Source organism: Tistrella mobilis, from assembly GCF_041468085.1.
GTDB lineage: Bacteria > Pseudomonadota > Alphaproteobacteria > Tistrellales > Tistrellaceae > Tistrella > Tistrella mobilis_A.
In genome coordinates, this window is record NZ_CP121017.1 from 3,529,414 (window position 1) to 3,555,060 (window position 25,647).

The window sequence follows — 25,647 nt, forward strand, 5'->3', positions numbered from 1 at the left end:
CCTAGAACCCGGTATGCTGGCGCAGCGCCGCCAGCGGCCTGCGGAACAGATAGAAGGCGAGCGGCACATCCGCGCCATAGACCTTGGCGGTGCCGCGCAGGCCCACCCTGGGCAGGGCCTCGCCCGCCGGCTGGTCCAGCCGGGCCTTCAGCTCATAGGCCAGAATGCCGCCCGGGGTCTGTTCTGCGGTATAGCTCAGGCTGGTCATGCGCCCGGCCACCGGCTCCAGCGGCCGGGCATCCAGAAACAGCTGCACCGGCGCGCCCGGCTCCAGCCGGATCGCCTCGCCCACCGGCAGTTCCACGCGGATCTCGGCCCGGGCCGGGTCGGCGATGGTCATGATCCGCTGGCCGGTCTGCACCGGCCGGCCGATCCAGTCGTCGGCGCGGGTGAACAGCACGATGCCCGGGCGTTCGGCGCGCACCTCCACCCGGGCCAGGCGCTGTTCGGCATAGTCCAGCTCCGCCTGGCGCAGCCGGGCGCGGGCTTCCAGCAGGGCGATCTGGGCGCCGGCATCACGGTCGTCGAAGGCGCCCTGGCGCGCGCGGCGCAGTTCGGCCTCGGCGATTTCCAGCGTGCGCCGGGCCACCGCCACCTCGGCCTGAAGATTGGTCGGGTCCAGCGTCAGCAGCAGCTCGCCGGCCTCGACCCGCTGATTGGGCTGCACCGCGATCGCCTGCACCACCCCATCCAGCGGCGAGGCGACGGTTGCCGGGGTGCTGGCCGATACCTCGGCCGGGGCCAGTACGCTTTGCGGTACGGGAATGAAACCGGCGGCAACCGCGGCCGCCATCAGCCCCAGCACCAGCCAGCGCGGCCGCGGCAGCCGCCGCCGGCCGGCACCGCGGCCGGCCAGCGCCAGCCAGGCATGGGCATAGGCATCGGCCAGCTGGGCGGCCAGCACCTGATCAGCGGGTGCAAAAACGGTGTCGCGGGCCAGCCACAGCCAGCCGCGCACCTGGCCCTCGCGATCGGGAAGCGGGCAGAGCAGCGCATGGGGGGCCGCCAGCTCGGGCCAGGCTTCGGCCAGTTCCGGCGGCAGATCGGCGGGCGTCACCAGCCGCGGCTTCAGCAGCTCGGCCTCGGGCGCCGGGGCCGGTGCGGCGCCGGCCGGCATCTGTGCCGCAGGCGCCGGTGCCGGCGCCGCCTTCAGCGCCTTCACCTGGTCGCGATGGGCGGCGGCCAGATGGCCCAGCACCCGTTCCAGCCAGGTGACATAGGGTGCCGTGCGCTCCACCCCCGGCACATCCGACAGGGCGACGGGCTTCGGGCGGTTCGCCCCCTCGGCCAGTGCCGCCTGGCGATAGGGCAGCAGGCGGCGGGTCTCGTTGACGATCACATAGCGCAGGCTCTGCACATCCGGTGCGCGCCGGGCGGCGCGTTCCAGCGACAGCATGATCGAGAACAGGATCGCCGACCGGCCGCGCGCCGGATCCGCCGCCGGCCCGGCTGCGCCGGCCCCGGTCGTGGGCGCTGCCGGCTTCGCCGCCGCGGCTGCCAGCTTCTGCAGATCGATCTTGGGCGGCTGCGGCCGGGGATCGGCGTTCATTGCGGTTTGGACCCTTGCGGTTTGGCCTGCGGCACGGGTTCGCCGGCGGCAGGATCGGCAGGCCGTGCGGCAGGGTCGAAACGGGCGGTCCCGCTCATGCCCGGCAGCAGATCGGTGGGCCGGCCCTGGATCGCCGCCAGCACCGGCACGGTCTGCGACACCTGATCGACCCGGGCGCCGATCGCGGTGACCCGCGCCTTGACGGTGCCGCCGGTCTCGTCGACCGCAAAATCGAACGGCATGTCGGGCATAAGCCAGGCCAGCCAGGTGGAGGGCACGATCAGCCGGATGCGCGGCAGCCCGTCGGAGACGATCGCCAGCAGATCGTCGCCGGCGGCGACGCCTTCGGCCGGCTGTGCCAGGCGGCGCACCACCCGGCCGGCATAGGGCGCCTCGATCCGGCAGCGTTCCACCGTGGCCGAACTCAGCCGGATGGCGGCCGAGGCCTCGGCCAGCTTCGCCTCGGCCAGCTGCACGTCCAGCACGCCGATCGACTGAAGCTTCGCCAGGCTGCGGGCATTGTCCAGCGCCGCCTTCGCCCCCGCCGCCTGGGCGCGAGCCTGGGCCAGCTGGGCCTCGTAGAGCGTGCAGTCGAACCGCGCCAGCAGGGCGCCTTTGGCAAAATCCGCGCCCTCGGTCACCGGCAGATCGACGATCCGTCCGGCGATCTCGGCCGAAATCACCGCCTCTGCCGCCGGCTCCAGCACACCCCGCGCGGCTTCGGTCGACGCGGCATCCGGCCCGGTCTTCACCGGCCCCGGCACGGGTGCGGCCGACAGGATCGGCGGCAGCTGGCGGGGGGCGGCCGTGCTCTCCCCCCCACCAGAGGTGCCCCCACCAGAGGACAGGGGCGGCAGCCCGGTCTGTGCCGCCGCAACGGTTGCCATCGTCACCAGAACCGCCGCCACCGCGGATCCGGCCATCACCCGACGGGTCCGCATCGCGTTCCGAAGCTGCATTCGCTCAACCGCCCCTGACTGTTATTCCCGCGCCCTGTCTGTCGCGCGGCGCGCCGGGCCAGCCTACGCCTGTTGGCACAGGCACGCCAAGCCCGCGGCCCTGATGGTCACTTCGCGGCCGCGGCCCTGCGGCCGGCCATATGGGTCAGATAGGCGACGATATGGTCGATGTCGGCATCGCTCAACTCGTCGGGAGAGAAGGCCGGCATCACCGATCCGGGCCAGCTGCGCACCGATTTCGTGTTGCGGATCAGCTGTTTCAGCGCCGCCGGCTGGAAGTATTCGGTCGGGTTCATCGGCAGGTTCAGATCGGGCCCGAGTTCAGCCGGCCCGGCGCCGTTCATCTTGTGGCAGGCCGCACACTGCACCGCGAAGACCTGCTCGCCCTTCCGTTCGGGCGCATCGGCCGGCAGCGTGGCCGCTACCTGCATCGCCGGGAACCGGTCCAGCAGCGGCACGGTGGCGGTGAAGCTCGCCACCTGATAGGGCCATTGTTCCTGGGTCACCCCGCTTGCCGCGGCATTGGTCCACACCACATAGAACGGCCCCGGATCGGCATCCTTGTCGGGAAGCGTCGGCCAATCGCCATCAGCCGTGGCGCCCTCGGCCGGGGCCAGCGCCAGCCAGGCCCGGGCGCGGTCGGGTCGGGTCTCCAGCACCAGCGCCGCCGGCAGCTGGGCCACGAAACCGTCCAGCGCCGCCACCTCCAGATGATCATCGGGCGCCAGACCGTGATCCGCCAGGATCGGCGCCAGCGGCACCGCCTTGTAGCGCATCGGCCGGTGATAGGAGACATCGTCCGGCACATCGATCACGGCCAGATCCGGCCGCTTCAGCAGGGCCTCACGATCCAGCGAAAACGCGCGCCCCTCGATCGTGAAGCTCACCGCCGGCACATCGGCGGCACTCAGCCTGGCCGCCACCGGCGGCAGGGTCACCAGAGCCAGCGCCAGCGCCATCGCCGCGACACCCGCCCGCACGCGTCTCGTCACATGTGCCATCACATCACCCATCACATCCCCCACCCATCACATCCCATTTCCGGCCGTCGTCATCCCTTGCGACCGGTTGGGATGCAGTATGCACCAGTCCGGCATCGTCGGCGCGTGGATTGAAGATCCTGCGTAAACACCGGTGGATGCCGGTCCGGTGCCGGATCATGGACCCTTGCGGACGAAGCGCTGTACCTGGCCGCCGATCCCCGGCAAGCTTGGCGGACCATCTTTCTCCGCACTGCGGACCCTGCGCCAGATCGGTTCCGACAATGACCACGACCCCCACCCCGCCCGCCGGCCCGGAGCCGGTCGGAACGCAGTCGCTCGCGGCCTCCAACCCGTCGCTCGACCGCCTGAAGGGCATCGGCCTGATGATCGTGGCGGTGGGCCAGTTCGTGGCCATGGACACCATCGCCAAGCTGCTCTCGGAAACCCAGCCGGTGCCGCAGCTGGTCTGGGCACGCTATGGCTTCCATCTGCTGTGGATGCTGCCGCTGATCCCGGTCTTCGGGCTCAGGCGGATGATCTCCACCCGCGTGCCCGGCCGTCAGCTCGCCCGCTCGGCCCTGCTGATCTCGTCCACCGTCTTCGCCTATCTGGCGGTGCACCGCCTGCCGCTCACCCAGCTCTATGCGGTGAATTTCACGGCACCGCTGATGGTCACCCTGATGTCGGGGCCGCTCCTGGGCGAAGCGATCGGCCCGAAGCGCTGGGCGGCGGTGCTGCTCGGTCTCGGCGGCGCGCTCATCGCCGTGCGCCCGGATCCGGGCAATCTCGACCCCGGCATCGTTTACGCCTTCGCCATGGCGCTCAGCTTCGCGGTCTATCAGATCATCACCCGCCAGATCTCGCCCTATGACGGGCCGCTGGTCGGGCTGTTCTATGCCGCCCTGTTCGGCTTCACGCTCACCTCGATCGCGGTGCCGTTCTACTGGGCGCCGGTCGATGCCCGCACCTGGGTGATGATGGCACTGCTCGGCCTGTTCGGCGCGCTGGGGCATCTGGCGCTCATTTCGGCGCTCCGCCTGGCTCCCGCCTCACTGATCTCGCCCTTCAGCTACACCCAGCTGATCTGGGCGACCGCGGTCGGCTTCGTGATCTTCGGCCATCTGCCCGATCAGTGGACGCTGACCGGGGCCGCGATCGTGGTCGCGGCCGGGCTCTATCTCGCTTTCGGGGAACGGCTCAGGCTCCGCCGGCGTTGAAGGGGCAGGCCATCTTTAAGGAGCCCCCCAGCCGTGAGCGCGCCCGCCAGCCCCAACACAGATACCGATACCGACGCCGCCCGCCTCGCCGACATCGTCGACCGCAATCACGAGACCGCGGTCGATTTCCTTTCCGAACTGGTCCGCACCCCCTCCGACGCGCCGCCCGGCGACTGCACCGCCATCGCCGAGGTCACCGCCGGCTGGCTGGAAACGTTGGGTTTCCAGGTGGAGCGGCTGCATGTGCCCGAAGCCGCCTTCGGGGCGGCCGGTATCGCCGCCGCCCCCAATCTGATCGTGCGCGAGGAATTCGGCCCCGGCCCCGTCATCGTCCTGGCGGCCCATGGCGACGTACCGCCGCCCGGCCATGACTGGTCGGTCGAACCCTATGCCGCGGTGGTGCGTGACGGGCGGATGTACGGCCGCGGCACCGCCGTCGCCAAATCCGACATCGTCGCCTATGCCCTGGCGCTTCGGGCGATCAAACAGGCCGGCCTCCGGCCCGGCGGTACGATCGAACTGCATGTCACCTGGGACGAGGAAAGCGGCGGCGAAGTCGGCCCGATGCTGATCCTGGAGCGGCGGGAAAGCCGGCCCGATTTTGCGATCTGCTCGGGCACCTCTCATGCCGTCGGCACCCGGCAGAACGGCTGTCTGCATCTGGAGGTGACGGTGGAGGGCCGCTCCGCCCATGCCGCCCGGCCCGAGAGCGGCGCAGATGCGATCGAGGCGGCGCTGCGGATCATGCAGGCGGTCTACGAGTTGCGCGACCGGCTCGCCGCCGACGGCGGTCCGCCGCTGGTGATCGGCAGCCTTGCCGCCGGCACCAACCCCAACATGGTCGCCGACCGCGCCCGCTTCGTGATCGACCGCCGCATCACCCCCGATGAAGATCCCGAAGCGGTGGAGGCCGAGCTGATCCGCCTGGTCGAACGGACCGGCGCCGGGGCCGGTGCGCTCAAGACCCACTGCACGCGCCTGCTGCTCGCCCGCCCCCTCACCCCCGTGGGCGAGGTCGCCCGGCTGTCGGCCGCGATCCGCCGCGCCGCCGCTCAGGAGCTGGGGGAAGAGATCGGCGAGGCCACCTCCCCGCTCTATTCCGATGCCCGCCACTACGCCGCGGCCGGCATCCCGACCGTCACCTATAGCGCCGGCCCCCGCGACCAGCACGGCGCCCATGGCCACCGCGCGGACGAGCGCATCGACCTCGACGACCTGCGCCGCGCCACCCGCATCATCGCTGCTGCCCTGGTCGAACTGCTGTCGGCGGACCCGGCAACGAATGAGAGCAACCCGGCCCGGGCATGGCCATGACAGAAGATCTGCTATAAATGTCGACCATGTGACAGGGAGTCATGTCTCATGATCGATATCCAGCCTCTGACCATCCTGCGCGAGATCGACCGGACAGGCAGCCTGACCCTTGCCGCCGACCGTTTGAATCTGACCCAATCGGCGGTCAGCCATGCGATCCGGCGGTTCGAGGAGCGGCATGGCGTCAAGCTCTGGGAGCGCGAGGGGCACAAACTTCGCCTCACACAGACGGGAGACTATCTTCTGGGGCTGGCGCTGCGGGTGCTGCCGCAGCTTGAACACGGCGCGACGGTGCTCGAAGACTATGCGCGCGGACGACGCGGCGCGATCCGTGTGGGGATGGAATGCCACCCCTGCCAGGACTGGCTGATGCGGGTGGTGGACCCGTTTCTGGCGGAATGGCCGGATGTCGAACTGGATGTGACCACGGCCTTCCAGTTCGGCGGGCTTGCCGCGCTCCTGGGCCATGAGATCGACATTCTCGTCACCCCCGATCCCGTTGAGCGTCCCGGGCTCGAATACACCCCCGTTTTCGACTACGAACTGGTCCTGGCGGTGGCCGAGACACATCCTCTGGCACGGAAACAGCGGGTCGATCCCGAAGATCTGGCAGGCGAGACCCTGATCACCTACCCCGTCTCGCGCGAGAGGCTGGACATCTACACCCGCTTTCTTATCCCCGCTCACGCCCTGCCGCGCCGCCATCGCACGGTGGAGACGACCGATCTGATGCTCAGGCTGGTGGCATCGGGCCGCGCCGTCAGCGCGACACCCGACTGGCTTCTGCGCGAGGCCAACGGCGTCACAGGCGTGCAGCTCGGCGAGGGCATCGCGAAGTCGATCCATCTGGGCCAACGCAGCGGCACGACGGCCGGTTATCTGGACGGGTTCATTCATCTGGCCAGGCGCGTGCGGATCTGACGCGCGCCCCATCCTCGGCGGAGGCTTCCGTTTCGTCCCGGACGCATGCGTTTGACGGGCACGTTTCGCGGACAGGACGATTCCGGATGCGGATCGCGTCGACATGTCAGCGAGTCATGGATCTCTGAAATATCATCATTTTTCTTCATGTTCTGGCTCGGGCATACAACAGATGTTGCCCAACCCGCCAATACAGGTCGGGGCTTGGCCTCTGAAGCCGGGAGAGCAGATCGCGATGACCAGAGACTTCACCTTCACGATCAAGAGCATTCGGTTCGACGAAGACTACATGCCAGCCGACAGCACCCGGCTCACCACCAATTTCGCGAACCTTGCGCGCGGGAAGAGCCGGCAGCAGAACCTGCGCAACGCGCTGAGGATGATCGACAACCGCTTCAACGCCCTCACCCAATGGGACAATCCCGAGGGCGATCGCTACGGCGTTGAGCTGGATATCGTCTCGGTCGATCTGGATATCGACGGCTCGGGCAAAGCCTTTCCGGCCATCGAGATGCTGAAGACGACGATCCTCGACCGCAAAACCGGCGCGCGGATCGACGGGATCGTCGGCAACAACTTCTCTTCCTATGTGCGGGACTACGACTTCAACGTCCGGTTGCCGGAATACAACAAGGGTCGCGCCGGCTTCGGCATTCCGGACGACTTCGGCGACCTGCACGGCAAGCTGTTCCAGAGCTTCGTCATCTCAGACACCTACCGGGCGCATTTCCGTAAACCGCCGGTGATCTGCCTGAGCGTCTCCCACGACAAGATCTATCGGCGGACAGCGAATCAGCACCCCGTTCTTGGCTTTGAATACCAGCCGAACGACCCCTCCCTGACCGAGCAATATTTCCGGAAGATGGGACTTCAGGTCCGCTACTTCATGCCCCGGGGCAGCATGGCACCGCTGGCATTCTACTTTTCTGGAGATCTTCTCAATAATTACACCGATCTGGAGCTGATCGGCACTATCTCTACGATGGAGACCTTCCAACGGATCTACCGACCCGAGATCTACAATGCCAATTCCGCCGCCGGTGCGGTCTATCGGCCCAGCCTTGAGCATCAGGATCATTCGCTGACCCGGATCGTCTACGACCGCGAAGAACGAAGCCGACTGGCCACCCAGCAGGGCAGATTCGCCGAAGACCACTTCATCAAGCCGCATCGGGCCGTTCTGGACGCATGGTCCGCCCGCTTCGCCGCCTGACCCGCCCCCAAGACATACAAGCCCCAACACATACAAGGCTAACTCAATGACCAGGCTCCTCCCCACATCGACCGCCGGCAGTCTCCCCAAACCCTCCTGGCTGGCCGAGCCCGAAAAGCTCTGGTCGCCCTGGAAGCTGCAGGGCGCGGACCTTATCGAGGGGAAACAGGACGCTCTGCGCGCGACCCTGTCCGAGCAGGAGCGTGCGGGGATTGATATCGTCTCCGACGGTGAACAGACGCGTCAGCATTTCGTCACCACCTTCATCGAGCATCTGACCGGCGTCGATTTTGAAAAGCGCGAGACCGTGAAGATCCGCGACCGCTACGATGCGAGCGTGCCCACCGTCGTGGGGGCGGTGTCCCGCGACAGGCCGGTCTTCGTCGAGGATGCCAGGTTCCTGCGCGCACAGACCGCCAGCCCGATCAAATGGGCGCTGCCGGGGCCGATGACGATGATCGACACGCTCTACGACGCCCACTATCGGAGCCGCGAGAAACTCGCCTGGGAATTCGCCACGATCCTCAATCAGGAAGCCCGCGAGCTTGAAGCCGCCGGGGTCGATATCATCCAGTTCGACGAACCCGCCTTCAACGTGTTCTTCGATGAAGTGAACGATTGGGGCGTCGCCACCCTCGAACGTGCGATCGAGGGGCTGACATGCGAGACGGCCGTCCATATCTGCTACGGCTATGGCATCAAGGCGAATATCGACTGGAAGAAGACCCTCGGATCGGAATGGCGCCAGTACGAGCGAACCTTCCCCAGGCTTCAGGCCTCCAATATCGACCTGGTTTCGCTGGAATGCCACAACTCGCATGTTCCGATGGACCTGATCGAGCTCCTCCGTGGCAAGAAGGTGATGGTCGGGGCCATCGACGTGGCGACCAATACCATTGAAACCCCTGAGGACGTGGCCGAGACCCTGCGAAAGGCGCTTCGGTTCGTGGATGCGGACAAGCTTTATCCCTGCACCAATTGCGGCATGGCCCCGCTCTCCCGCGATGTCGCTCGCGGCAAGCTCAGGGCACTCGGCGCAGGCGCGGAGATTGTCCGGCAGGAACTCTCTGCCTCCCCGGCTTAAGTAAATGCGAACAAGGATGACCTGTTCCTGCCCCCGGGATCTCCCCGGGTTAGTCGGCCTTCTCCCGCGGCAACAGCGTCGCCGCCACAGCCGCCGCGGCGAGGGCCGGCAGGATCCAGGCGTCGGGCCAGTCCATGGCGATCTGGGTGAGGGTCGAGAGCAGGCACCAGAGCAGCGGCACCGGCAGGAGCAGCAGGCGCAGGCGGAGCGGTTTCAAGGCCAGCAGGCCCAGGGTGAAGAGCGCGGTGGCATCCGGGGTCACCCCCACCAGTTCGGCCGAGAGCCAGGGCCGGCCCGAAAGCGGGGCGGCGAGCGGCAGCAGGATCACGGCCGCGGCCATGACCAGCAGGCCGGCATCGCGGGCGGCGGGCGGGACACGGACATCCGGGGGCTGTTCCGGCTCGGCGAAGGCCGTCGCCAGCAGCAGAACGCCCTGCAGCATGAAGCCGGCGGCCGGCCAGACCGCCGCCCAGTTGATCTCGCCATAGCGCTGATAAAGGAAATCGGTGCCGATCCACACCCACACCACCGCCAGGATCGGCAGGGCGATGCGCATCATCCGCGGCTCCACCCCGCCACGGCGCAGGATCAGCCAGGGGATCACCAGCATGGCGATGACGGCCGGGATCTGCAGCGGCCAGATCGCCTCGTGATAGCGGATGAACAGGCGCTGATAGGTCTCGGGGGCAAACAGCAGGAAGTCGTTCAGGGTGTAGCCGGTCCAGGGCATCAGACTGCCGCCTCGACATCCGCGGCGATCCGCTCCCGCAATGTGCGGTCCGGCAGCGGCCCCGATGCCGCCGCCAGATTCTCGCGGACATGGTCGACGCGGGTCGTGGCCGGAATGACGCAGGTCACCGCCGGATGCGCCAGGATGAATTTGAGCAGGGCCTGCGCCCAACTCGACACGCCCAGCTCACGCGACCAGCCGGGCAGCGGCACCCCCTCCAGCCGGCGGGTCAGCGCGCCCTGGCGGAAGGGCCGGTTGACGATCACCGCCTGGCCGCGATCGGCCGCAAGCGGCAGGATCCGCGCCTCGACCTCGCGGTCGAGCGGGTTGTAGGTGACCTGGACACTGTCCAGCGGCTGCGTCGCCATCACCCGCTCGAAATCGCCGTGGCGCCGGCCTTCCGAGGTGGTGATGCCGACATGGCCGAGTCGGCCTTCGGCCTTCATGGCCAGAAGCGTCTCCAGATGATCCTGCCAGGCGAGAAGATTATGGACCTGCATCAGGTCGAAACGCTTCACGCCCCAGAATGCGCGCGTCTCTTCGATCTGCTCCGGCCCGTCCCCGCCCGACGAGGTCCAGACCTTTTCGGCCGAAAACACGCGATCGCGGGCATCGAGTGCCGCGAGCCCCCGGCCGACCACCATCTGCGACGAGCCATACATGGGCGAGCTGTCGATCACGCGTCCGCCCCCCTCGAAGAAGGCACGCATCACCTCCGTGCAACCGGCAATCGCTTCAGGATCGCGGCCGACATTGAAGGTGATCCAGGTGCCGAGCCCCACGGCCGGCACGGCAAGGCCGCTTGACGGAATCACCCGGTTGAGCGGCCCGTCGGATGCCGCCGGAGCGCCGGCACCGGCCGCCACCGGCGACAAGGCAAGCGCCGCCAGCCCTGCGGCCGTGCGGGCCAGGAGCTGTCGGCGGGTAAGGCACATCTCCGTCATCGCCGCGGACCTCCGAGAGGCGGTCTTGGTTCTGATACGTCTGTTCTGATACGGATGTGTGCCGCAGACCCGACGCGGCAACCCCATTGCGCCATTCCGTTTGCGCCATCCCGGCCTCAGCTCCTGTCCTCCCGGTCGGGCAGGCGGGGCACCGGCAGCTGCCAGCCACGGCGGATCGCCATGACCCGCAATCCGAAACAGAGCGCCGCACCCGCCAGCATCGAGGGGGCCGCCGGCAGGTCGAGCGCATGGGCCGTGACCACCACCCCGGCCCCGGCCAGCGCCGCGACCGCATAGAGATCGGCCTTCAGCACCGCCGGGACCTGGGCGACCAGCACGTCGCGCAGAATGCCGCCACCGATGCCCGTCAGCATGCCGAGCAGCGCGGCCATGGCCGGCTCCAGCCCGGCCCCCAGTGCCTTCTGCGCGCCCGAGACCGCGAACAGCGCAAGCCCTGCCGCATCGCTCACCTGCACCGGGTTGCGGAAGCGTTCGATCAGGGCATGACGATAAAAGGCGAAAACCCCCGCCAGACAGGCGGTGAGCACATAGCGCGGCTGGCTGATCGCCGCCGGCGGCACCGCGCCGATCAGCAGATCGCGCAGAATGCCGCCCGCACTCGCGGCCGCAAAGGACAGCACCAGCACGCCGAACAGATCCAGCCGCCGGCGCACCGCCACCACGGCCCCCGACAGGGCAAAGACGAAGGTGCCGATCAGATCGAGTGCCGCCAGCACCGTGCCGGCGGTCAGGATGTCATCCACGACGCGCCCCGGCTCAGGCCCGCCCGGCCACACGCAGCATCAGCCGCCACGGCCAGCTGAGCGCATTGATCACGCCGTCTTCGCCCCCTTTGGCGGCCAGGCTGCGGCGGGTCTGTTCCGCCATCCAGAAGATGACCGGCGCCCCCAAGACGACAAGCAGGAAGCTGATCAGGTCAGGCTGCATGACGGTCCTCCCCGCTTTCCGAGACAGCGATCCTCATGTCCACGATATATGCCGTGAGCAGGACCAAAACAATCATGACCATGCCCAGCCGCCAGACCGCGAAGCTCACCTGTCCGCCCGAGACGGCCAGAACGCTGAAAAAGATCCACAGCAGCGTCGTGAACAGCACCAGCACCGCGAAAGACAGCATCACCCCATGTGTGGGCCATTTTTTCTGGCGCATGAAGTTCAGAAAAGAGGCGAGCGCCACTGATATGCCGACGAGCGAAAGGTGCCCCAGCCAGTTCTGGTCAAGGAACGGCAGGGCCCCGATTGCCACCACAAGATTTAATTCCACCAGGGCAGCAATCAACGCGTGTCCGAGGACAGGGATCAAGCCGAAGATCACCCCAACGAAAAAGATCGTCCGCTGTTCTTTCTTCGTCCGCTTCAGGTTGGACATCATGGCTCTCGGGACATGTCTGTTTCCCGGATACTGGATGCCTCGCCACAGAAACTCAACAGATTATAATACGCCCCATACTCAATCCCTGATCCCCACCGCCTGAAACCCGCCATCGGCCGCGACGATCTGGCCGGTGACGTAGCCGGCGGCATCGCCGGCCAGAAAGCGGATCACGCTGGCCATCTCCTCGGGCGTGCCATAGCGGCCGAGCGCGACCCGCTCTTCCCACGAGGCGCGGACCTCGGGGCGGTGGACGGCGCGGGTCAGGGGGGTGTCGATGGGACCGGGGGCGACGCAGTTGACCCGGATACCATATGGCGCCAGCTCCAGCGCCATCACCTGGGTCAGCAGATGCACGGCGCCCTTCGATGCGCCATAGGCGGCCCGGCCGCGATTGCCGCGCAACCCCGAGACCGAGCCGATATTGACGATCGCGCCCGGCCGGCCCGCCGCGATCAGGCCGCGGGCGACGATCTGGCCCAGCATCATCGTACCGCGCAGATTGACCCCCATGATCCGGTCGAGCAGCGCCGGATCAGTGTCGAGAAACGGCACGTCGACGCCGATCCCGGCGCTGTTGACCAGCACCCGGACCAGGCCGTGATCGCGGGCGATGGCCGCCATGGCCCCGGCCACCGCCTCGGGCTCGGAAACGTCGAAGGCGGCAGAGGCTGCGCGCAGCCCCTGCCCCACCAGTTCCGCCGCGACCCGGGCGGCCCCGTCGGCATCGCGATCGGCGGCCACGACCATGGCGCCGGCCTCTGCCAGCGCCCGGGCCGCAGCCAGGCCGATACCGCTTGCCGCCCCGGTCACGACCGCGACGCGGCCGTCACGCAAGCCATGCTCATCGCGTTCAACGGTCATGACCCTCTCCCTCTTACGCTGCGGTCTCAGGCGGCACGGCAGGACAGCCCGCCATCGACCGGCAGGCAATGGCCGGTGATGTAGCCGGCATCATCCGAGGCCAGGAACACCGCCGCCTTGGCGATGTCCCAGCCATCGCCCATCCGCCCGGTCGGACAGGCGGCATGGCGCTTCGCGATCATGTCCTCGGCATCGGCATACTGGCCGACGATCTGGGTGCGGATCAGCGGCGTATCCATCATGCCCGGCATGATCGCATTGCAGCGGATGCCCTGCTTCGCATATTCGAGTGCGATGGCGACGGTCATCTGGTTCACCGCCGCCTTGGCCGCGTAATAGGCAAGATAGGGGTAGTTGGTCCAGCGGATCGCCGCCAGCGACGACACGTTGACGATGGCGCCGCCGCCGCCCTTCAGCATCTCGGGGATGGCATGCTTGCAGGCCAGAAAGACCGAGGTGGCGTTGACGTCGATCGCCCGCCGCCAGCGCGCCTCGTCCAGTTCCACCGGCCCGCCCATCTCGGTGATGCCGACATTGTTGTGCAGCACGTCGAGCCGGCCGAAGGTCTCGACCGTCTTCGCCACCGCCGCCGCGATTTCGGCCGAAGAGGTGACGTCGGCGGTGACCGCGATCGCCTCGAAGCCTTCATCGCGGATGATGCCGGCGGTTTCTTCCGCCGCCTCGGCGACACGGTCGACGCAGACCACCCGCGCGCCCTCGCGGGCGAAGAGCACGGCGGTGGCCTTGCCGTTACCCCAGCCCGGGCCGCTCGATCCGGCACCGAAGACGAGGGCGGTCTTGTTCTCCAGACGCTTGGTCATCGGAAAGCTCCAGTATTTCGGGCCCGCGGCCTCAGCCGGCGGCAAGGCCCGGCAGCAGCAGCGAGGCCTGCGGCACCAGGGTGACGAGCAGCAGCACGGCCAGCGCCGCCGCCAGGAAGGGCAGGATCGCGACCGAGCCGCGTTCCAGCGGCGATCGCGCAATCATGCAGGCGATGTTGAGGCAGAGCCCGACGGGCGGGGTGATCAGGCCGATGCACAGGTTCAGCACCACCACCACGCCGAAATGCACCGGGTCGACGCCCAGCGCGAGCGCGATCGGGTAGAGCACCGGCACCAGCATCACCAGCGCCGCATTGGCTTCCAGGAACATGCCGACGATCAGCAGCAGCAGGTTCACGACCAGCAGGAAGACCAGCGCATCGGAGACGTTGGCGAGCACGAAGGCCGAGACCGCCTGCGGCACCCCGGTATAGGCGAGCAGCCACGAGAACAGCTTGGCGGCACCGACCACGATCATGATCACCGCGGTCGAGCGGCCGGCCGAGACCAGGGCGGCATAGATCCGCTTCAGATCCAGCTCGCGATGCACCACGCCACCCACGAGGAGGGCATAGACCACCGCCACGCCGGAACATTCGGTGATGTTGAACACGCCCATCCGGATGCCGACCAGAATGAAGACCGGCATCAGCAGCGCGAAGGCGGCACGGCCCAGCGCCCGGCGAACGGTGCCGGGCGGCCGCTTGCCCGTCCGTACCGCCGGCGCATCGCGGATCGCCAGCCGCCGCGCGATCCAGAGCATGGCGAGGGTGTAGAGCAGGCCCGGGATCACCCCGGCCAGAAACAGGTTGGTGATCGACTGATTGGTCAGCACCCCCATCACGATGAACGGGATCGAGGGCGGGATCACCGGCGCCACCACATTGGCGGCCGCGATCAGCGAGGCGGCGAAAGCCGGCTTGTGGCCGACCTTGATCATGGCCGGGATCATGATCCGGCCCAGCGCCGAGGTATCGGCCACGGCCGAGCCCGAAATGCCGGCAAAGAGGGTGGAGGCGACCACGCCGCTCATGGCGAGCCCGCCCGGCTTGTGGCCGAGCAGCGCGTCGGCGAGCTCCAGCAGCCGCCGGGTCATGCCGCCCGCGGTCATCAGCGAACCCGCAAGCAGGAAAAAGGGAATGGCGAGCAGGGTGAAGCCGTCGATGCCGCCGAAGATCGATTGCGGCACCACCATCAGATTGATGTCGCCGATCCAGAGCAGCACGCCGACCACGCCCGCGATCACCGCAAAGCCGATCGGCACCGCGATCGCCATCAGACCCAGGATCAGGATCAGCAGGATTTCGACCAGGGTCATCGACGGGCCTCTCCCTCACGCGCCGCTTCGGCGGCACGCATCGCCACCGGCACGAAGCCCTCGCCCTCGTCTTCCACCGGGGCATCCGGATCGGGCAGCGCCCAGTCGGCGCCCGGCCGCGACAGGCGCGCGATCACCACCATGATCGCGATCAGCACGCCGCCCACCGGCATCGCCATATAGGGCACCGACATCGGCACCTCGAAAGCGGGGCTGTCCTGGAAGGAATTGAGGTCGGCAAAGGCCAGGCCATGGATCACCAGCACCGCCGCGACACCCAGCATCACCAGATCCCGGACGATCCGCAGCGCAGCGGCCGGACCGGATCCCAGGCGCTCGATCAGGGCGGTGACGGCGACATGACCGCCGCCGCGCAGCACCGCGGCCGATCCGATCATGGCGATCCAGGGCATCAGGAAGCGCGCCAGTTCCTCGCTCCAGTACGGGGCGGCATCCAGGACGTAACGGGCAAAGACCTGCCAGACGATCGCACCGGTCATGGTCGCGATCATAAGAGCGAGCACCCCGTCGAGCACGCGCTCGACGAGGCGCCCCAGACGTCCGGCCCCGGCGGCGACGCCGCCGGGGCCGGAGTCGCGCTGCGGGGTCATGCGCTCACTTGACCGCGCGGATCTTCTCGACCCACGGCTTCAGATCGGGGAACTCGTCCGGCATATCGGCGAGCTTCGCCGCAAAGGCGTCACGGTCGACGGCGACGAAGGTCATGCCCTTGTCCTGAAGCCGCTTTTTGATATCGGCTTCCATCGAGGCCATGCGATTGCTGGCATCGTTCATGGCCTTGCGGCCTTCCTCGATCACCACGGTGCGCACATCTTCCGGCAGGCGCTTCAGACGCGCGTCGTAGAAGATGAAGGTCATGGCGCCCATCACATGGGCAGTCTCCATGACATGGCTCTGAACCTCGTCGTAGCGCATACTCTCGATGATCTCGAGCGGGTTCTCCTGGCCGTCGACGACCTTCTGCTGCATCGAGGTGAACAGCTCCGCCACGCCCATCGGCACGGGGCTCGCACCCAGCTTGGCCCAGGTCATGGAATACATCTTGAGCGGCGGCACGCGCAGCTTCAGGCCCTTCAGATCCTCAACCGTCGGCACGGCGCGGTTGGCGCTCAGATGGCGGGCGCCACGATAGCCCGCACCCACGATGCGGAAACGGGTCTGGGTGGCGATCGCATCGGCCAGTTCGGCGCCGATCGGCCCGTCATAGACCTTCCGGAAATGATCGAGATCGCGGATCAGATAGGGAAAGGCCTCGACACCGGCCACGATGCCATAGCGGTCGAGCGTCCCGATCGACTGCAACACGATGTCGTTGGTGCCGATCGCCAGACCTTCGATCGACTGCGGCCAGTCGCCGGTCGATCCGGAATCGGCGATCTGGATCTTCACCTTGCCCTGGGTCCGGGCCTCGACCGCCTTCTTGTAGGCTTCGGCCGTCTCGTACCAGATGTTGCCGGGGGTGTAGACATGCGCCATCTTGAGGACGATATCCTCGGCACGTGCAACACCGGTGGTTGCAAGTGCGATACCGAGTACGGTCGCACAGGTCGCGAGACCGCGACCGATCATGGTCCTGAGCATCCGGGCTTTCCTCCCTGCGCCGGTTGCCATGGTGCGCGACCCGCTTCTTGTCCGGTCGTCGATCACCATGGCCGTGAGGGGTCAGCCTAACAGCCCCGGCCTGCATACGCAGAGGCCCGGGTCCGTCAAATGGACCCGGGCCCCTATGAAATCTTGAAGATCAGCCGCCTTTAAGGTGCCGGGACCATATCGCGGACCATCGGCACCGTCGGTGGAACCCTTGGTGGATCAACGTCGCTTCCGGCTCTCCACCGGCGGTTCGTCGGCGGGCTGGTCGTCGTCATCCATCAGGATGCGGTGGGCGGCTCCTTCGATATCGTCATACTGGCCGCTCTTCAGCGACCACAGGAAGGCGGCGAGCGCACCGCCTGCCAGCAGCAGGCTGGCCGGGATCAGATAGATGAGAACGTCCATGGGACGATGGCCTTCCGGAGGGGGACGTCAGGACCGCACGCCGCGGCCCAGCCGGACCGCGTTCAGGATCACGATCAGCGACGAGCCGCTCATGGCGAGCGCGGCGACCAGCGGTGTGACGAAACCGGCCACCGCCGCCGGCACCGCAATCATATTGTACACGATGGCCGCCGCGACATTCTGACGCGCGGTCCGTTCCGCGGCGCGCGCCATGACGAGCGTGGCGACCACGGCATCCAGACGCTCGCCGCGGAACACCGCATCGGCAGCGCCCTGGGCGAGATCGGCACCGCCTGCGGGTGCAATCGAGGCAGCGGCCTCGGCCAGCGCCGGGGCATCGTTCAGCCCGTCGCCGACCATCAGCACCTTGCGGCCCTCGCCCGTCAGCTCGCGGATGCGCCGGGCCTTGTCCGCCGGCAGGGCTTCGGCCGTCCAGCCGTCGATACCGACCGCCCGCGCGATCGCCGCCACCACTTCGGGCCGGTCGCCCGAGACCAGTTCCACGCCCATGCCGCGCGCCTTCAGCGCCGCCACGGTCTCCGCCGCGGCGGGCCTGAGCGGGTCGGCGAAGCGGATCAGCAGCGGCGCGGCACCGGGCTCGACATACCAGAGTTCCGGCCCGGGGATGTCGTCGCCGGCAAGCGGCGTTGCGGCCCGGATCCCCGCCGCCGTCTCGTCGCTCAGCCCGCAGAAAGCCGCCTTGCCGAGGCGCACGGGCCCGAGCGCCATGCCATGGCCGGCGTGTTCGACTGCCGTCTCGGCCCCCTCGCCCACCGGCAGCAGCGGCATCAGATCGGCCGGCACGGCCTGAGCCAGGGCCTGAGAAAGAGGATGGCGGCTCATTGATGCCAGTGCCGCCGCCCGGCCGAGCCGGGCGCGGACGCCCTCGTCGCCGGTCAGGGCGTCCAGCCCCACCGGCCGCGGCCGGCCGAGGGTCAGCGTGCCGGTCTTGTCGAGTACGGCATGATCCACCTGGCCCAGCCGTTCCAGTGCCAGCGGGCTTTGCAGCAGCACGCCGCGGCGGGCAAGGGCCGAGGCGGCGGCGACCTGGGTGGCCGGCACCGCCAGCGCCAGCGCGCAGGGGCAGGTGATGATCAGCACCGCCACCGCATGCGACAGCGCGTCATACCAGTCGATCCCGACCAGCGCCCACCAGCCGAAAAAGGTAAGCAATGCCGCCAGATGCACCGTCGGTGCATAGGCACGCGACACCCGGTCGGCGAAGGCGACCCGGCCGGCGCGGCGCTGTTCGGCGGCCTCGATCAGCCGGGCCATTTCGGCCAGCTGGCCGTCCTCGCCCGCGGCATCGACCCGGATCTCCAGCGGTGCGCCCAGCACCACGGCACCGCCGGTCACCCGGTCGCCGGGCACCACCATCCGCGGCAGGCTTTCGCCCGTCACCAGGCTCTGGTCGATCTCACCCTGGCCGCGCAGCACCACGCCGTCGACGCCGATCCGCTCGCCCGCCGCCACCCGGGCGATCATGCCCGGCCGCACATCGGATGCCGCCAGCCGGCGCAGCGCGCCCGTGGCCTCGTCCAGGATCGACACCGGCTGGCGGGCCAGCGCGATCAGCTCCGCCACCGTGCGGCGGGCCTGACCGCGGGCGCGGGCATCCAGTACCCGGCCGATCAGCAGGAAGAACAACAGCATCGTGGCGCTGTCGAAATAGGCGTGCAGTTCGCCGCGCCAGGTATGGGCCAGAGAGGCCGCGGCGGTCAGGATCACGCCGATCGAAATCGGCACATCCATATTGGTCCGCCCGCGCGATACCGCAGCCCAGGCCGATTTGAAGAAGGGCCGGCCGGCATAGGCGATCGCCGGCAATGCGATCAGCGCCGACGCCCAATGCAGCAGGCTGCGGGTCGCCTCGCCCATGCCCGCGTCACCGGCCGCCCAGATGCCGATCGAGAGCAGCATCACATTGCCGGCGGCGAAACCCGCCACGGCCATGGCGCGGATCAGCTCGCGGCCCTGGGCGTCATCGGCGGCCGCCATGCGTTCGGCATCATAGGGCAGCAGGCGATAGCCCAGGCGCACGGCCGGGTTGACCAGCCGGTCGGCCAGTTCCGGCGCGCCCTGCCAGGCGACGCGCAGCCGCCGGGTGGTCATGTTCATGCGCGCATCCGCCACCCGGTCGTCGGCGGCGATCGCCCGCTCGATCAGCTGGACGCAGGCTGCACATTGCAGCCCGTCGACCATCAGGTCGATGGTGTTGCGGCCGCGATCATCGGTGCGGACATGAGAGGTCAGTTCGGGCAGGTCTTCGTCCGGCCGCGGCGGGCGGGCGGTCGGGTCCAGGGTGCGGCGGGCGTAAAGCCCGTCCAGCCCCAGTTCGCGGACCAGATCGGCCGCGGCGGCGCAGCCGGTGCAGCAATACCGTTTCCCGGCCGCATCCGCGGTTCCCCGCCCGATCACCGGCTGCCCGCAATGGGCGCAGGCGACCGCGGCCGCGTCCTCGCGGCCGGTACCGGTCAAGGGTATGCTCATGATTCAGGTCACTCCGTCTCGCCCGCCTTCGCCCCGGCCTCGCCCGTGGCGGGCGCGATCCAGAGCCTGTGGGTCGAAATGTGGCGATCCTTGCCCCTGGTGACAATGACGTGCAGATCCCACTGCCCCGGGCGCACGCCGGGGCCGACCAGCCGCCAGGCGCCCGCGGGCCCGCCCGGGCGCGGCATCGCCATCAGCGTCACCCGTTCGCCATCCAGCGGCCTTTGCAGGCGGGCATCGACCGTGGCGTCGGCAAGCGGGCCGTCGGGACCGGCCAGCGTCAGCGCGAAATCGCTTTCGCCCGCAGGTGCCCCCGGCTCGACCGCGGTGGTGATCGTCCAGCCGAGACGTGCCTGGGCATCGGCGGCGGCGATCAGCCGGTCGTAATCCAGGCCGCGTTCAAAGGGCTTTTCCACCACCACGCCGGTGAAGCCGTCCAGCGCCTTGACGATCAGCGTGGCGTTCACCGCCACCACCACCAGGAAGCCGCCGACGAAGACCCAGGGGATCCAGGCGCTCCTGCGGCCGGAAGCGGCGGTGCGGGGCTGCATCGGAAGACTGCGGGCCATGGCTCGTCTCCTGGTTCTGAACGAAAGTCCAGGTGCCCGGGGGGCACCTGGAGGGGGCATCGAAGATGGTCGGGTGATCAGGGCATCTGGACCGGGGCCACGCTGTTCGTGCGCTGGGTGCGGTCGCCGCCCGACGGCGGCGCCACGAAGACGGTGGCCACGCTCGCTTCCTCGCCGGTGGTGAGGTTGCGGATATGCACGTTGATCGGGGTCTGCTCTTCGGGGATCGCCTTGCGCGGCATGGCGATGAACATCCGGAGCGCGCCCTGCGTGTCGCCGCGCACCTCGACGCTGTCGGCCGGCAGTTCGCGGCCGTCGGGGGTGTGGACGGTGGCGATCAGACCTTCGGGGCCGTCGACGACGACCGCGAAATCAGACCCTTCGGGCCGGCGGTTGGTGATCTTGAGCGTGTAGCCGTTGCGGATCGACCCGTCCGACAGGGTGACGAACAGCGGCGCCCGGTCGCGGATGACGGTGGCATCGACCCGGGTGCGGGTCAGCATGGCGGTCATCATCACCGCGCCCAGAACCACGATCAGGCCGGCATAGATCAGGGTGCGCGGACGGATGATCTTCATGTGCCGCGGCGGCTCACCCTTGGCCAGCGCAGCCTGATTGGCGAAGGTGTCCCAGGTGATCAGGGCACTGGGCCGGTGCAGCTTGTCCATCACATTGTTGCAGGCGTCGACGCAGAGGCCGCAATTGATGCATTCCAGCTGAATGCCGTCGCGGATGTCGATGCCGGTCGGGCAGACCTGGACGCACTGGGTGCAGTCGACGCAGTCGCCGCGCAGGTCGAAGCTTTCACCCTTGCGGTACTTGCCGCGCGGCTCCCCCCGCCAGGCCTGATAGGTGACGGTGACCGTCTGATCGTCGAGCATCGCCGCCTGGAAACGCGGCCAGGGGCACATATAGGTGCAGACCTGTTCCCGCGCCCAGCCCGCCAGCGTATAGGTGGTGATGGTGAACAGGGCGAACATGGAATAGACCGTGGCCGAGGCCTGGCCGGTCAGGATCTCCATGGTGACGGTCGGCGCGTCACGGTAGTACATGATCCAGGCGCCGCCGGTAGCGGCCGCGATCAGCACCCAGGCGCCATGCTTGGCGACCTTGCGCCAGGCCTTGTCGAAGCTGAGGGCCGCCTTGTCGCGGCGGATGCGCTCGGCGCGATCGCCTTCGATCTTGCGCTCCACCCACATGAACAGATCGGTCCAGACCGTCTGCGGGCAGGCATAACCGCACCAGAGGCGGCCGTAGAGGCTGGTCACCAGAAAGAGCAGCACGGCGCCGAAGATCAGCAGGCCGGCCAGATAGTAGATTTCGTCGGGCCAGATCTCCAGATCGAAGAAATAGCCGCGCCGGCCTTCCAGGTCGAGGAGCAGGGCCTGATCGGGGCGTCCCGGCCCGCGATCCCAGCGGATCCAGGGCAGGATGTAGTAGACGCCGAGCATCACCACCAGCAGGGCCCATTTGATCCGGCGGACCGGACCCTGAACCGCCTTGGCATAGACCTTCAGACGGTTGGCGAACAAGGCGGGCGGTGCGGTGGTCTCGTCGTGACCGCCCATGTCGATGCCGGAGGTGGACATGGTCCTGGCTCCTCGGGGAAGAGGTCGGCCCGGCCGGCCCTTCTGACGGGACCGGCCGGACGGGGGGGGCGGTTATTCGCCGCCGCCCAGGCTGTGGACGTAGACTGCGAGCATGTTGATGGTGGCGTCGTCCAGGCGGCCGCCCCAGTTGGGCATGACACCGTGGCGGGGCTGCGCCACCTGGGCGGCAACCTGATCCAGGCTGCCACCATAGAGCCAGACCTGGTCCGCAAGATTCGGCGCACCGAAGTCGCGGCCACCCTGTCCGGTCTCGCCGTGGCAGGAGGCGCAGTTGTCTGCGAAGATCTGGGCACCCTCGGTCTTCACCGCCGGGGCCGGATCCGCTGCACCTGACAGCGACAATACATAGGTCGCGACGGTCTGGATTTGATTCCTGTCAAGAATCTCACCAAAAGCCGGCATCTGCGACGTCCGGGTATCCGCATCGGTGGCCGAGCGGATGCCGTGAAGCAGGGTCTGACGGATGGCGTGGATGTCGCCGCCCCACAGCCAGTCGTCGTCGCCCAGCGCCGGATAACCCGCCTGACCGGCACCGCCGGCGGCATGGCAGGCAGCGCAGTTCTCGGCGAAGGCGACCCGGCCGCCGGCCACCGCATAGGTGGCGGTCTCGGGGTCCTTCAGGATGTCGGACACGTCGGTCGAACGGATCTTCGCCAGAATATCCGCGCGGCCCGCCTCGACGGCTGCCAGGTTCTCGGCGTGCTCGACGCGGGTGGAATACCCAAGCACGCCCTTGAAGTAGGTGGTCCCAAGCGGGATACCGGGATAGAGCACCACCCAGACCGCCGAGAAGGCGATGCAGGCGTAGAACACCCAGAGCCACCATTTGGGCAGCGGCGTGTTCAGCTCCTTGATCCCGTCCCACTCGTGGCCGGTGGTCATACGGCCCGTGGCCGTATCCTTTTCGATCTTGGTCGGCATGGCGCCAGTCCTTCAGGCGTCGTCGTCGCGAAGCGGGATGCGGGAGGCACTGTCCATCGCGGCCTTCTGGCCGGGAAGGAAGGCCCTCACACCGATCACGACGAGCAGGATCATGACGGCGACGATCCACCACGAGCGGACGAACTGATAGACAGCGACCAGTTCCTCATAGCCAGGCATGGATGTGGCCTCCTCACTGCTGCAGTTCGTCTTCCGTCAGGTCGTTGAACCGCACCATGGTGCCCAGGACCTGCAGGTAGGCGACGAGGGCGTCCATCTCGGTCAGCTTCGCGGTATTGCCGTCGAAGTCGTCGACACGAGCGCCGGGATAGCGGGCAAGCAGGCCCTCGGCATCGCTCATCGGGTCCGCCTGGGCGGCGAGATCGGCCTTGAGGCTGTCGATCATCTCCGCCGTATAGGGCACGCCGACCATGGCGTTGGCTTCAAGCCGCCCCTGAAGACTGGAGGTCTCCAGCGGCCGGTCGGCCAGGAAAGCGTAGGTCGGCATCACCGAGCCCGGCACCAGGGCGCGCGGATCGATCAGATGCGCCACATGCCACTCGTTGGAGTACTTGCCGCCGACACGCGCCAGGTCGGGACCGGTGCGCTTCGACCCCCACTGGAAGGGATGGTCGTATTTGCTTTCCGCCGCCAGGCTGTAATGGCCATAGCGTTCCGCCTCGTCCCGGAAGGGCCGCACCTGCTGGCTGTGGCAGGTGTAGCAGCCTTCGCGGATGTAGATGTCGCGCCCGGCCAGCTCCAGCGGCGTATAGGGGCGGACGCCATCCACCGCTTCGACCGTGGTCTCGATGGTGAAGAGGGGGATGATCTCGACCATGCCGCCGATGGCGACGGTGCCGAGGGTGAGGATGACCAGAAGCCCGGTGCGCTTCTCGATCTTGTCATGCGTGAGCGCCATCGGATCAGGCCTCCACCGCTGCGGCGGCCGCGGGCTTGCGGGCAACGACCGGCTGGCCGGCACGCACCGTCATGATCAGGTTGTAGACCATGATCAGCGAGCCCACGAGGAACAGCACGCCGCCCAGGCCGCGGATAATGTAGAAGGGATGCATGGCCATGACGGTCTCGATGAAGCTGTACTGCAGGAAGCCCAGCTCGTCATAGGCGCGCCACATCAGGCCCTGCATGATGCCCGACACCCACATCGAGGTGATGTAGAGCAGGATGCCGAGGGTCGAAATCCAGTAGTGCCAGGCGACCAGCGGCAGCGAATACAGCTCCTTCTTCTTCCACAGCGTCGGCACCAGCATGTAGATCGCACCGAAGGAGACGAAGGCGACCCAGCCCAGCGCACCGGAATGCACATGGCCGATGGTCCAGTCGGTATAGTGGCTGAGCGCGTTGACCGCGCGGATCGACATGACCGGGCCTTCGAAGGTCGACATGCCGTAGAAGGCGACCGAGGTGACCAGGAAGCGGATGACGGGGTCGGTGCGCAGCTTGTCCCAGGCGCCGGAAAGCGTCATCAGGCCGTTGATCATGCCGCCCCACGAGGGCATCCACAGCATGATCGAGAACACCATGCCCAGCGTCTGCGCCCAGTCGGGCAGCGCCGTGTAGTGCAGGTGATGCGGACCCGCCCAGATGTAGAGGAAGATCAGCGACCAGAAGTGCACGATCGACAGGCGGTAGGAATAGACCGGCCGCTCGGCGCGCTTGGGGATGAAGTAGTACATGATGGCCAGGAAGCCGGCGGTCAGGAAGAAGCCCACCGCATTATGGCCGTACCACCACTGCACCAGCGCGTCCTGCACGCCCGAGAACACCACATAGCTCTTCGAGCCGACCAGGCTCGCCGGGATGGCGAGGTTGTTCACGATGTGCAGCATCGCGATGGTCACGATGAAGGCGATGTAGAACCAGTTCGCCACATAGATGTGGGGCTCGCGCCGGCGGACGACCGTGCCGATGAAGGCCACGAAGTAGCAGACCCAGACGATGGTCAGCCACAGGTCGATATACCATTCCGGCTCGGCGTATTCCTTGCCCTGGCTGAAGCCCAGCAGATAGCTGAGGGCGGCCTGGACGATGAAGAAGTTGTAGCCCCAGAAGACGAAGCGGGCGAGCGCCGGGCCGCCGAAGATCGGCGCGCGGCAGGTCCGCTGCACCACGTGGAACGAGGTGCCGATCAGCACATTGCCGCCGAAGGCGAAAACCGCCGCCGAGGTGTGCAGCGGGCGCAGACGCCCGAACGAGGTGTATTCCAGGCCGAGGTTCAGCGAGGGGAAGGCCAGCTGGAAGGCGATATAGGTGCCCGCCAGAAAGGCCGCGACGCCCCAGAACATCGCAGCGATCACGAACAGACGCACGGTCTCTTCGTCGTAGCGGGCGGCGCTGCGCACGGGCGCGGATGCGCGCGTCGTGGCCTCGCCAAAGGTTGCGGTCATCGTCATTTGGTCACCGCTCCGGTGTCAGAGGGCGCGCGTCACAGATCGGGACCGTCGGCGGGGAGATGCCCCTCGCCATCGGTCTCGACCGCCGCGTAGTGCCGGTTGATCTCGCCGACGATGTAGACGATCGCCAGCACGCCCAGGCCCAGGCCGAAGATGCGGATGCCCAGATCCATGGCGTGCCCCGCCATGAACAGGCCGACCACACCGGCCACCGTCAGCAGTGCGCCGATCACGATCGAGACGCCATCGGCGCCGATCGGCCTCTTCTCGCCCTTGTCGCTGTTGCTCATGCCCGTATCCTCGAGTCTTGGCCCATC

At 67.9% G+C, this 25,647-nt stretch carries 27 protein-coding genes; 5 read left to right on the plus strand and 22 right to left on the minus strand.

Going from position 1 to position 25,647, the window contains the following annotated elements; all coding sequences use genetic code 11:
• Position 1: 1 nt before the first annotated feature.
• From P7L68_RS21390 to P7L68_RS21400, 3 genes are all read right to left on the minus strand, one after another.
• On the minus strand, positions 2 to 1,549 hold the full coding sequence (locus P7L68_RS21390) for an efflux RND transporter periplasmic adaptor subunit (RefSeq protein ID WP_372001497.1): 1,548 nt from the start codon (positions 1,547 to 1,549) through the stop codon (positions 2 to 4).
• Entirely contained in the window at positions 1,546 to 2,472 is a 927-nt protein-coding gene (locus P7L68_RS21395; protein WP_372001498.1) for an efflux RND transporter periplasmic adaptor subunit, read from the minus strand. Before P7L68_RS21395 ends, P7L68_RS21390 begins: the two co-directional genes overlap by 4 nt.
• A gap of 143 nt (positions 2,473 to 2,615) precedes the next feature.
• Positions 2,616 to 3,509: a cytochrome c gene (locus P7L68_RS21400; RefSeq protein WP_372006912.1), complete on the minus strand. Its 894-nt coding sequence runs from the start codon at positions 3,507 to 3,509 to the stop codon at positions 2,616 to 2,618.
• A gap of 263 nt (positions 3,510 to 3,772) precedes the next feature.
• On the opposite strand from P7L68_RS21400, the gene P7L68_RS21405 reads away from it, so the two are divergent.
• The 5 genes from P7L68_RS21405 to P7L68_RS21425 all read left to right on the plus strand — a co-directional run bounded on the left by P7L68_RS21405 (position 3,773) and on the right by P7L68_RS21425 (position 9,240).
• Positions 3,773 to 4,708, plus strand: a complete 936-nt coding sequence (locus P7L68_RS21405; RefSeq protein ID WP_372001500.1) for a DMT family transporter — start codon at positions 3,773 to 3,775, stop codon at positions 4,706 to 4,708.
• Positions 4,709 to 4,741: 33 nt separating this feature from the next.
• Positions 4,742 to 6,022, plus strand: a complete 1,281-nt coding sequence (locus tag P7L68_RS21410; RefSeq protein WP_372001501.1) for a M20/M25/M40 family metallo-hydrolase — start codon at positions 4,742 to 4,744, stop codon at positions 6,020 to 6,022.
• A 48-nt stretch (positions 6,023 to 6,070) separates the two neighbouring features.
• Entirely contained in the window at positions 6,071 to 6,943 is an 873-nt protein-coding gene (locus P7L68_RS21415; RefSeq protein ID WP_372001502.1) for a LysR family transcriptional regulator, read from the plus strand.
• 235 nt (positions 6,944 to 7,178) lie between these two features.
• On the plus strand, positions 7,179 to 8,156 hold the full coding sequence (locus P7L68_RS21420; protein ID WP_372001503.1) for a DUF1852 domain-containing protein: 978 nt from the start codon (positions 7,179 to 7,181) through the stop codon (positions 8,154 to 8,156).
• Positions 8,157 to 8,202: 46 nt separating this feature from the next.
• Positions 8,203 to 9,240, plus strand: a complete 1,038-nt coding sequence (locus P7L68_RS21425) for a methionine synthase (RefSeq protein WP_372001505.1) — start codon at positions 8,203 to 8,205, stop codon at positions 9,238 to 9,240.
• Between the two features lie 49 nt (positions 9,241 to 9,289).
• Here P7L68_RS21425 and P7L68_RS21430 read toward each other — a convergent pair whose 3' ends face one another.
• The 19 genes from P7L68_RS21430 to P7L68_RS21520 all read right to left on the minus strand — a co-directional run bounded on the left by P7L68_RS21430 (position 9,290) and on the right by P7L68_RS21520 (position 25,620).
• Positions 9,290 to 9,970: a DUF6064 family protein gene (locus P7L68_RS21430; RefSeq protein ID WP_372001507.1), complete on the minus strand. Its 681-nt coding sequence runs from the start codon at positions 9,968 to 9,970 to the stop codon at positions 9,290 to 9,292.
• On the minus strand, positions 9,970 to 10,905 hold the full coding sequence (locus P7L68_RS21435) for an aldo/keto reductase (RefSeq protein WP_372006914.1): 936 nt from the start codon (positions 10,903 to 10,905) through the stop codon (positions 9,970 to 9,972). Before P7L68_RS21435 ends, P7L68_RS21430 begins: the two co-directional genes overlap by 1 nt.
• 125 nt (positions 10,906 to 11,030) lie before the next feature.
• Positions 11,031 to 11,678 (minus strand): trimeric intracellular cation channel family protein, encoded by a 648-nt coding sequence (locus P7L68_RS21440; RefSeq protein ID WP_372001508.1) that lies wholly within the window; start codon positions 11,676 to 11,678, stop codon positions 11,031 to 11,033.
• A gap of 13 nt (positions 11,679 to 11,691) precedes the next feature.
• Positions 11,692 to 11,862, minus strand: a complete 171-nt coding sequence (locus P7L68_RS21445) for a hypothetical protein (protein WP_372001510.1) — start codon at positions 11,860 to 11,862, stop codon at positions 11,692 to 11,694.
• Positions 11,852 to 12,304: a hypothetical protein gene (locus P7L68_RS21450; RefSeq protein WP_372001512.1), complete on the minus strand. Its 453-nt coding sequence runs from the start codon at positions 12,302 to 12,304 to the stop codon at positions 11,852 to 11,854. Before P7L68_RS21450 ends, P7L68_RS21445 begins: the two co-directional genes overlap by 11 nt.
• 81 nt (positions 12,305 to 12,385) lie before the next feature.
• Complete coding sequence (locus P7L68_RS21455) at positions 12,386 to 13,171, minus strand: SDR family NAD(P)-dependent oxidoreductase (RefSeq protein WP_372001514.1); 786 nt, start codon at positions 13,169 to 13,171, stop codon at positions 12,386 to 12,388.
• A gap of 26 nt (positions 13,172 to 13,197) precedes the next feature.
• Complete coding sequence (locus tag P7L68_RS21460) at positions 13,198 to 13,992, minus strand: SDR family NAD(P)-dependent oxidoreductase (protein WP_014748513.1); 795 nt, start codon at positions 13,990 to 13,992, stop codon at positions 13,198 to 13,200.
• Positions 13,993 to 14,023: 31 nt separating this feature from the next.
• A complete protein-coding gene (locus tag P7L68_RS21465; RefSeq protein WP_372001516.1) occupies positions 14,024 to 15,310 on the minus strand; it encodes a TRAP transporter large permease in 1,287 nt (428 codons plus the stop codon).
• The gene (locus tag P7L68_RS21470; RefSeq protein ID WP_372001518.1) at positions 15,307 to 15,921 is read right to left on the minus strand and encodes a TRAP transporter small permease; all 615 of its coding nucleotides are present in this window, start codon (positions 15,919 to 15,921) and stop codon (positions 15,307 to 15,309) included. The genes P7L68_RS21465 and P7L68_RS21470 overlap by 4 nt, the downstream gene beginning before the upstream one ends.
• A gap of 4 nt (positions 15,922 to 15,925) precedes the next feature.
• Entirely contained in the window at positions 15,926 to 16,912 is a 987-nt protein-coding gene (locus P7L68_RS21475) for a TRAP transporter substrate-binding protein (RefSeq protein ID WP_372001520.1), read from the minus strand.
• 228 nt (positions 16,913 to 17,140) lie between these two features.
• Positions 17,141 to 17,326, minus strand: coding sequence for a cbb3-type cytochrome oxidase assembly protein CcoS (gene ccoS / locus P7L68_RS21480; protein WP_372001522.1), 186 nt, complete (start codon positions 17,324 to 17,326; stop codon positions 17,141 to 17,143).
• A gap of 27 nt (positions 17,327 to 17,353) precedes the next feature.
• The gene (locus tag P7L68_RS21485) at positions 17,354 to 19,816 is read right to left on the minus strand and encodes a heavy metal translocating P-type ATPase metal-binding domain-containing protein (RefSeq protein WP_372001523.1); all 2,463 of its coding nucleotides are present in this window, start codon (positions 19,814 to 19,816) and stop codon (positions 17,354 to 17,356) included.
• Between the two features lie 8 nt (positions 19,817 to 19,824).
• The gene (locus P7L68_RS21490) at positions 19,825 to 20,385 is read right to left on the minus strand and encodes a FixH family protein (protein WP_372001524.1); all 561 of its coding nucleotides are present in this window, start codon (positions 20,383 to 20,385) and stop codon (positions 19,825 to 19,827) included.
• 77 nt (positions 20,386 to 20,462) lie between these two features.
• Positions 20,463 to 21,974 (minus strand): cytochrome c oxidase accessory protein CcoG, encoded by a 1,512-nt coding sequence (ccoG, locus tag P7L68_RS21495; RefSeq protein WP_372001526.1) that lies wholly within the window; start codon positions 21,972 to 21,974, stop codon positions 20,463 to 20,465.
• Positions 21,975 to 22,046: 72 nt separating this feature from the next.
• A complete protein-coding gene (gene ccoP, locus P7L68_RS21500) occupies positions 22,047 to 22,916 on the minus strand; it encodes a cytochrome-c oxidase, cbb3-type subunit III (RefSeq protein WP_372001528.1) in 870 nt (289 codons plus the stop codon).
• 12 nt (positions 22,917 to 22,928) lie between these two features.
• On the minus strand, positions 22,929 to 23,096 hold the full coding sequence (locus P7L68_RS21505; RefSeq protein ID WP_081599090.1) for a cbb3-type cytochrome c oxidase subunit 3: 168 nt from the start codon (positions 23,094 to 23,096) through the stop codon (positions 22,929 to 22,931).
• A 13-nt stretch (positions 23,097 to 23,109) separates the two neighbouring features.
• Entirely contained in the window at positions 23,110 to 23,835 is a 726-nt protein-coding gene (ccoO, locus tag P7L68_RS21510; RefSeq protein ID WP_372001529.1) for a cytochrome-c oxidase, cbb3-type subunit II, read from the minus strand.
• Positions 23,836 to 23,839: 4 nt separating this feature from the next.
• Positions 23,840 to 25,324, minus strand: a complete 1,485-nt coding sequence (ccoN, locus tag P7L68_RS21515; protein ID WP_372006916.1) for a cytochrome-c oxidase, cbb3-type subunit I — start codon at positions 25,322 to 25,324, stop codon at positions 23,840 to 23,842.
• Positions 25,325 to 25,362: 38 nt separating this feature from the next.
• Positions 25,363 to 25,620, minus strand: a complete 258-nt coding sequence (locus P7L68_RS21520; RefSeq protein WP_372001531.1) for a hypothetical protein — start codon at positions 25,618 to 25,620, stop codon at positions 25,363 to 25,365.
• Positions 25,621 to 25,647 lie beyond the last annotated feature (27 nt).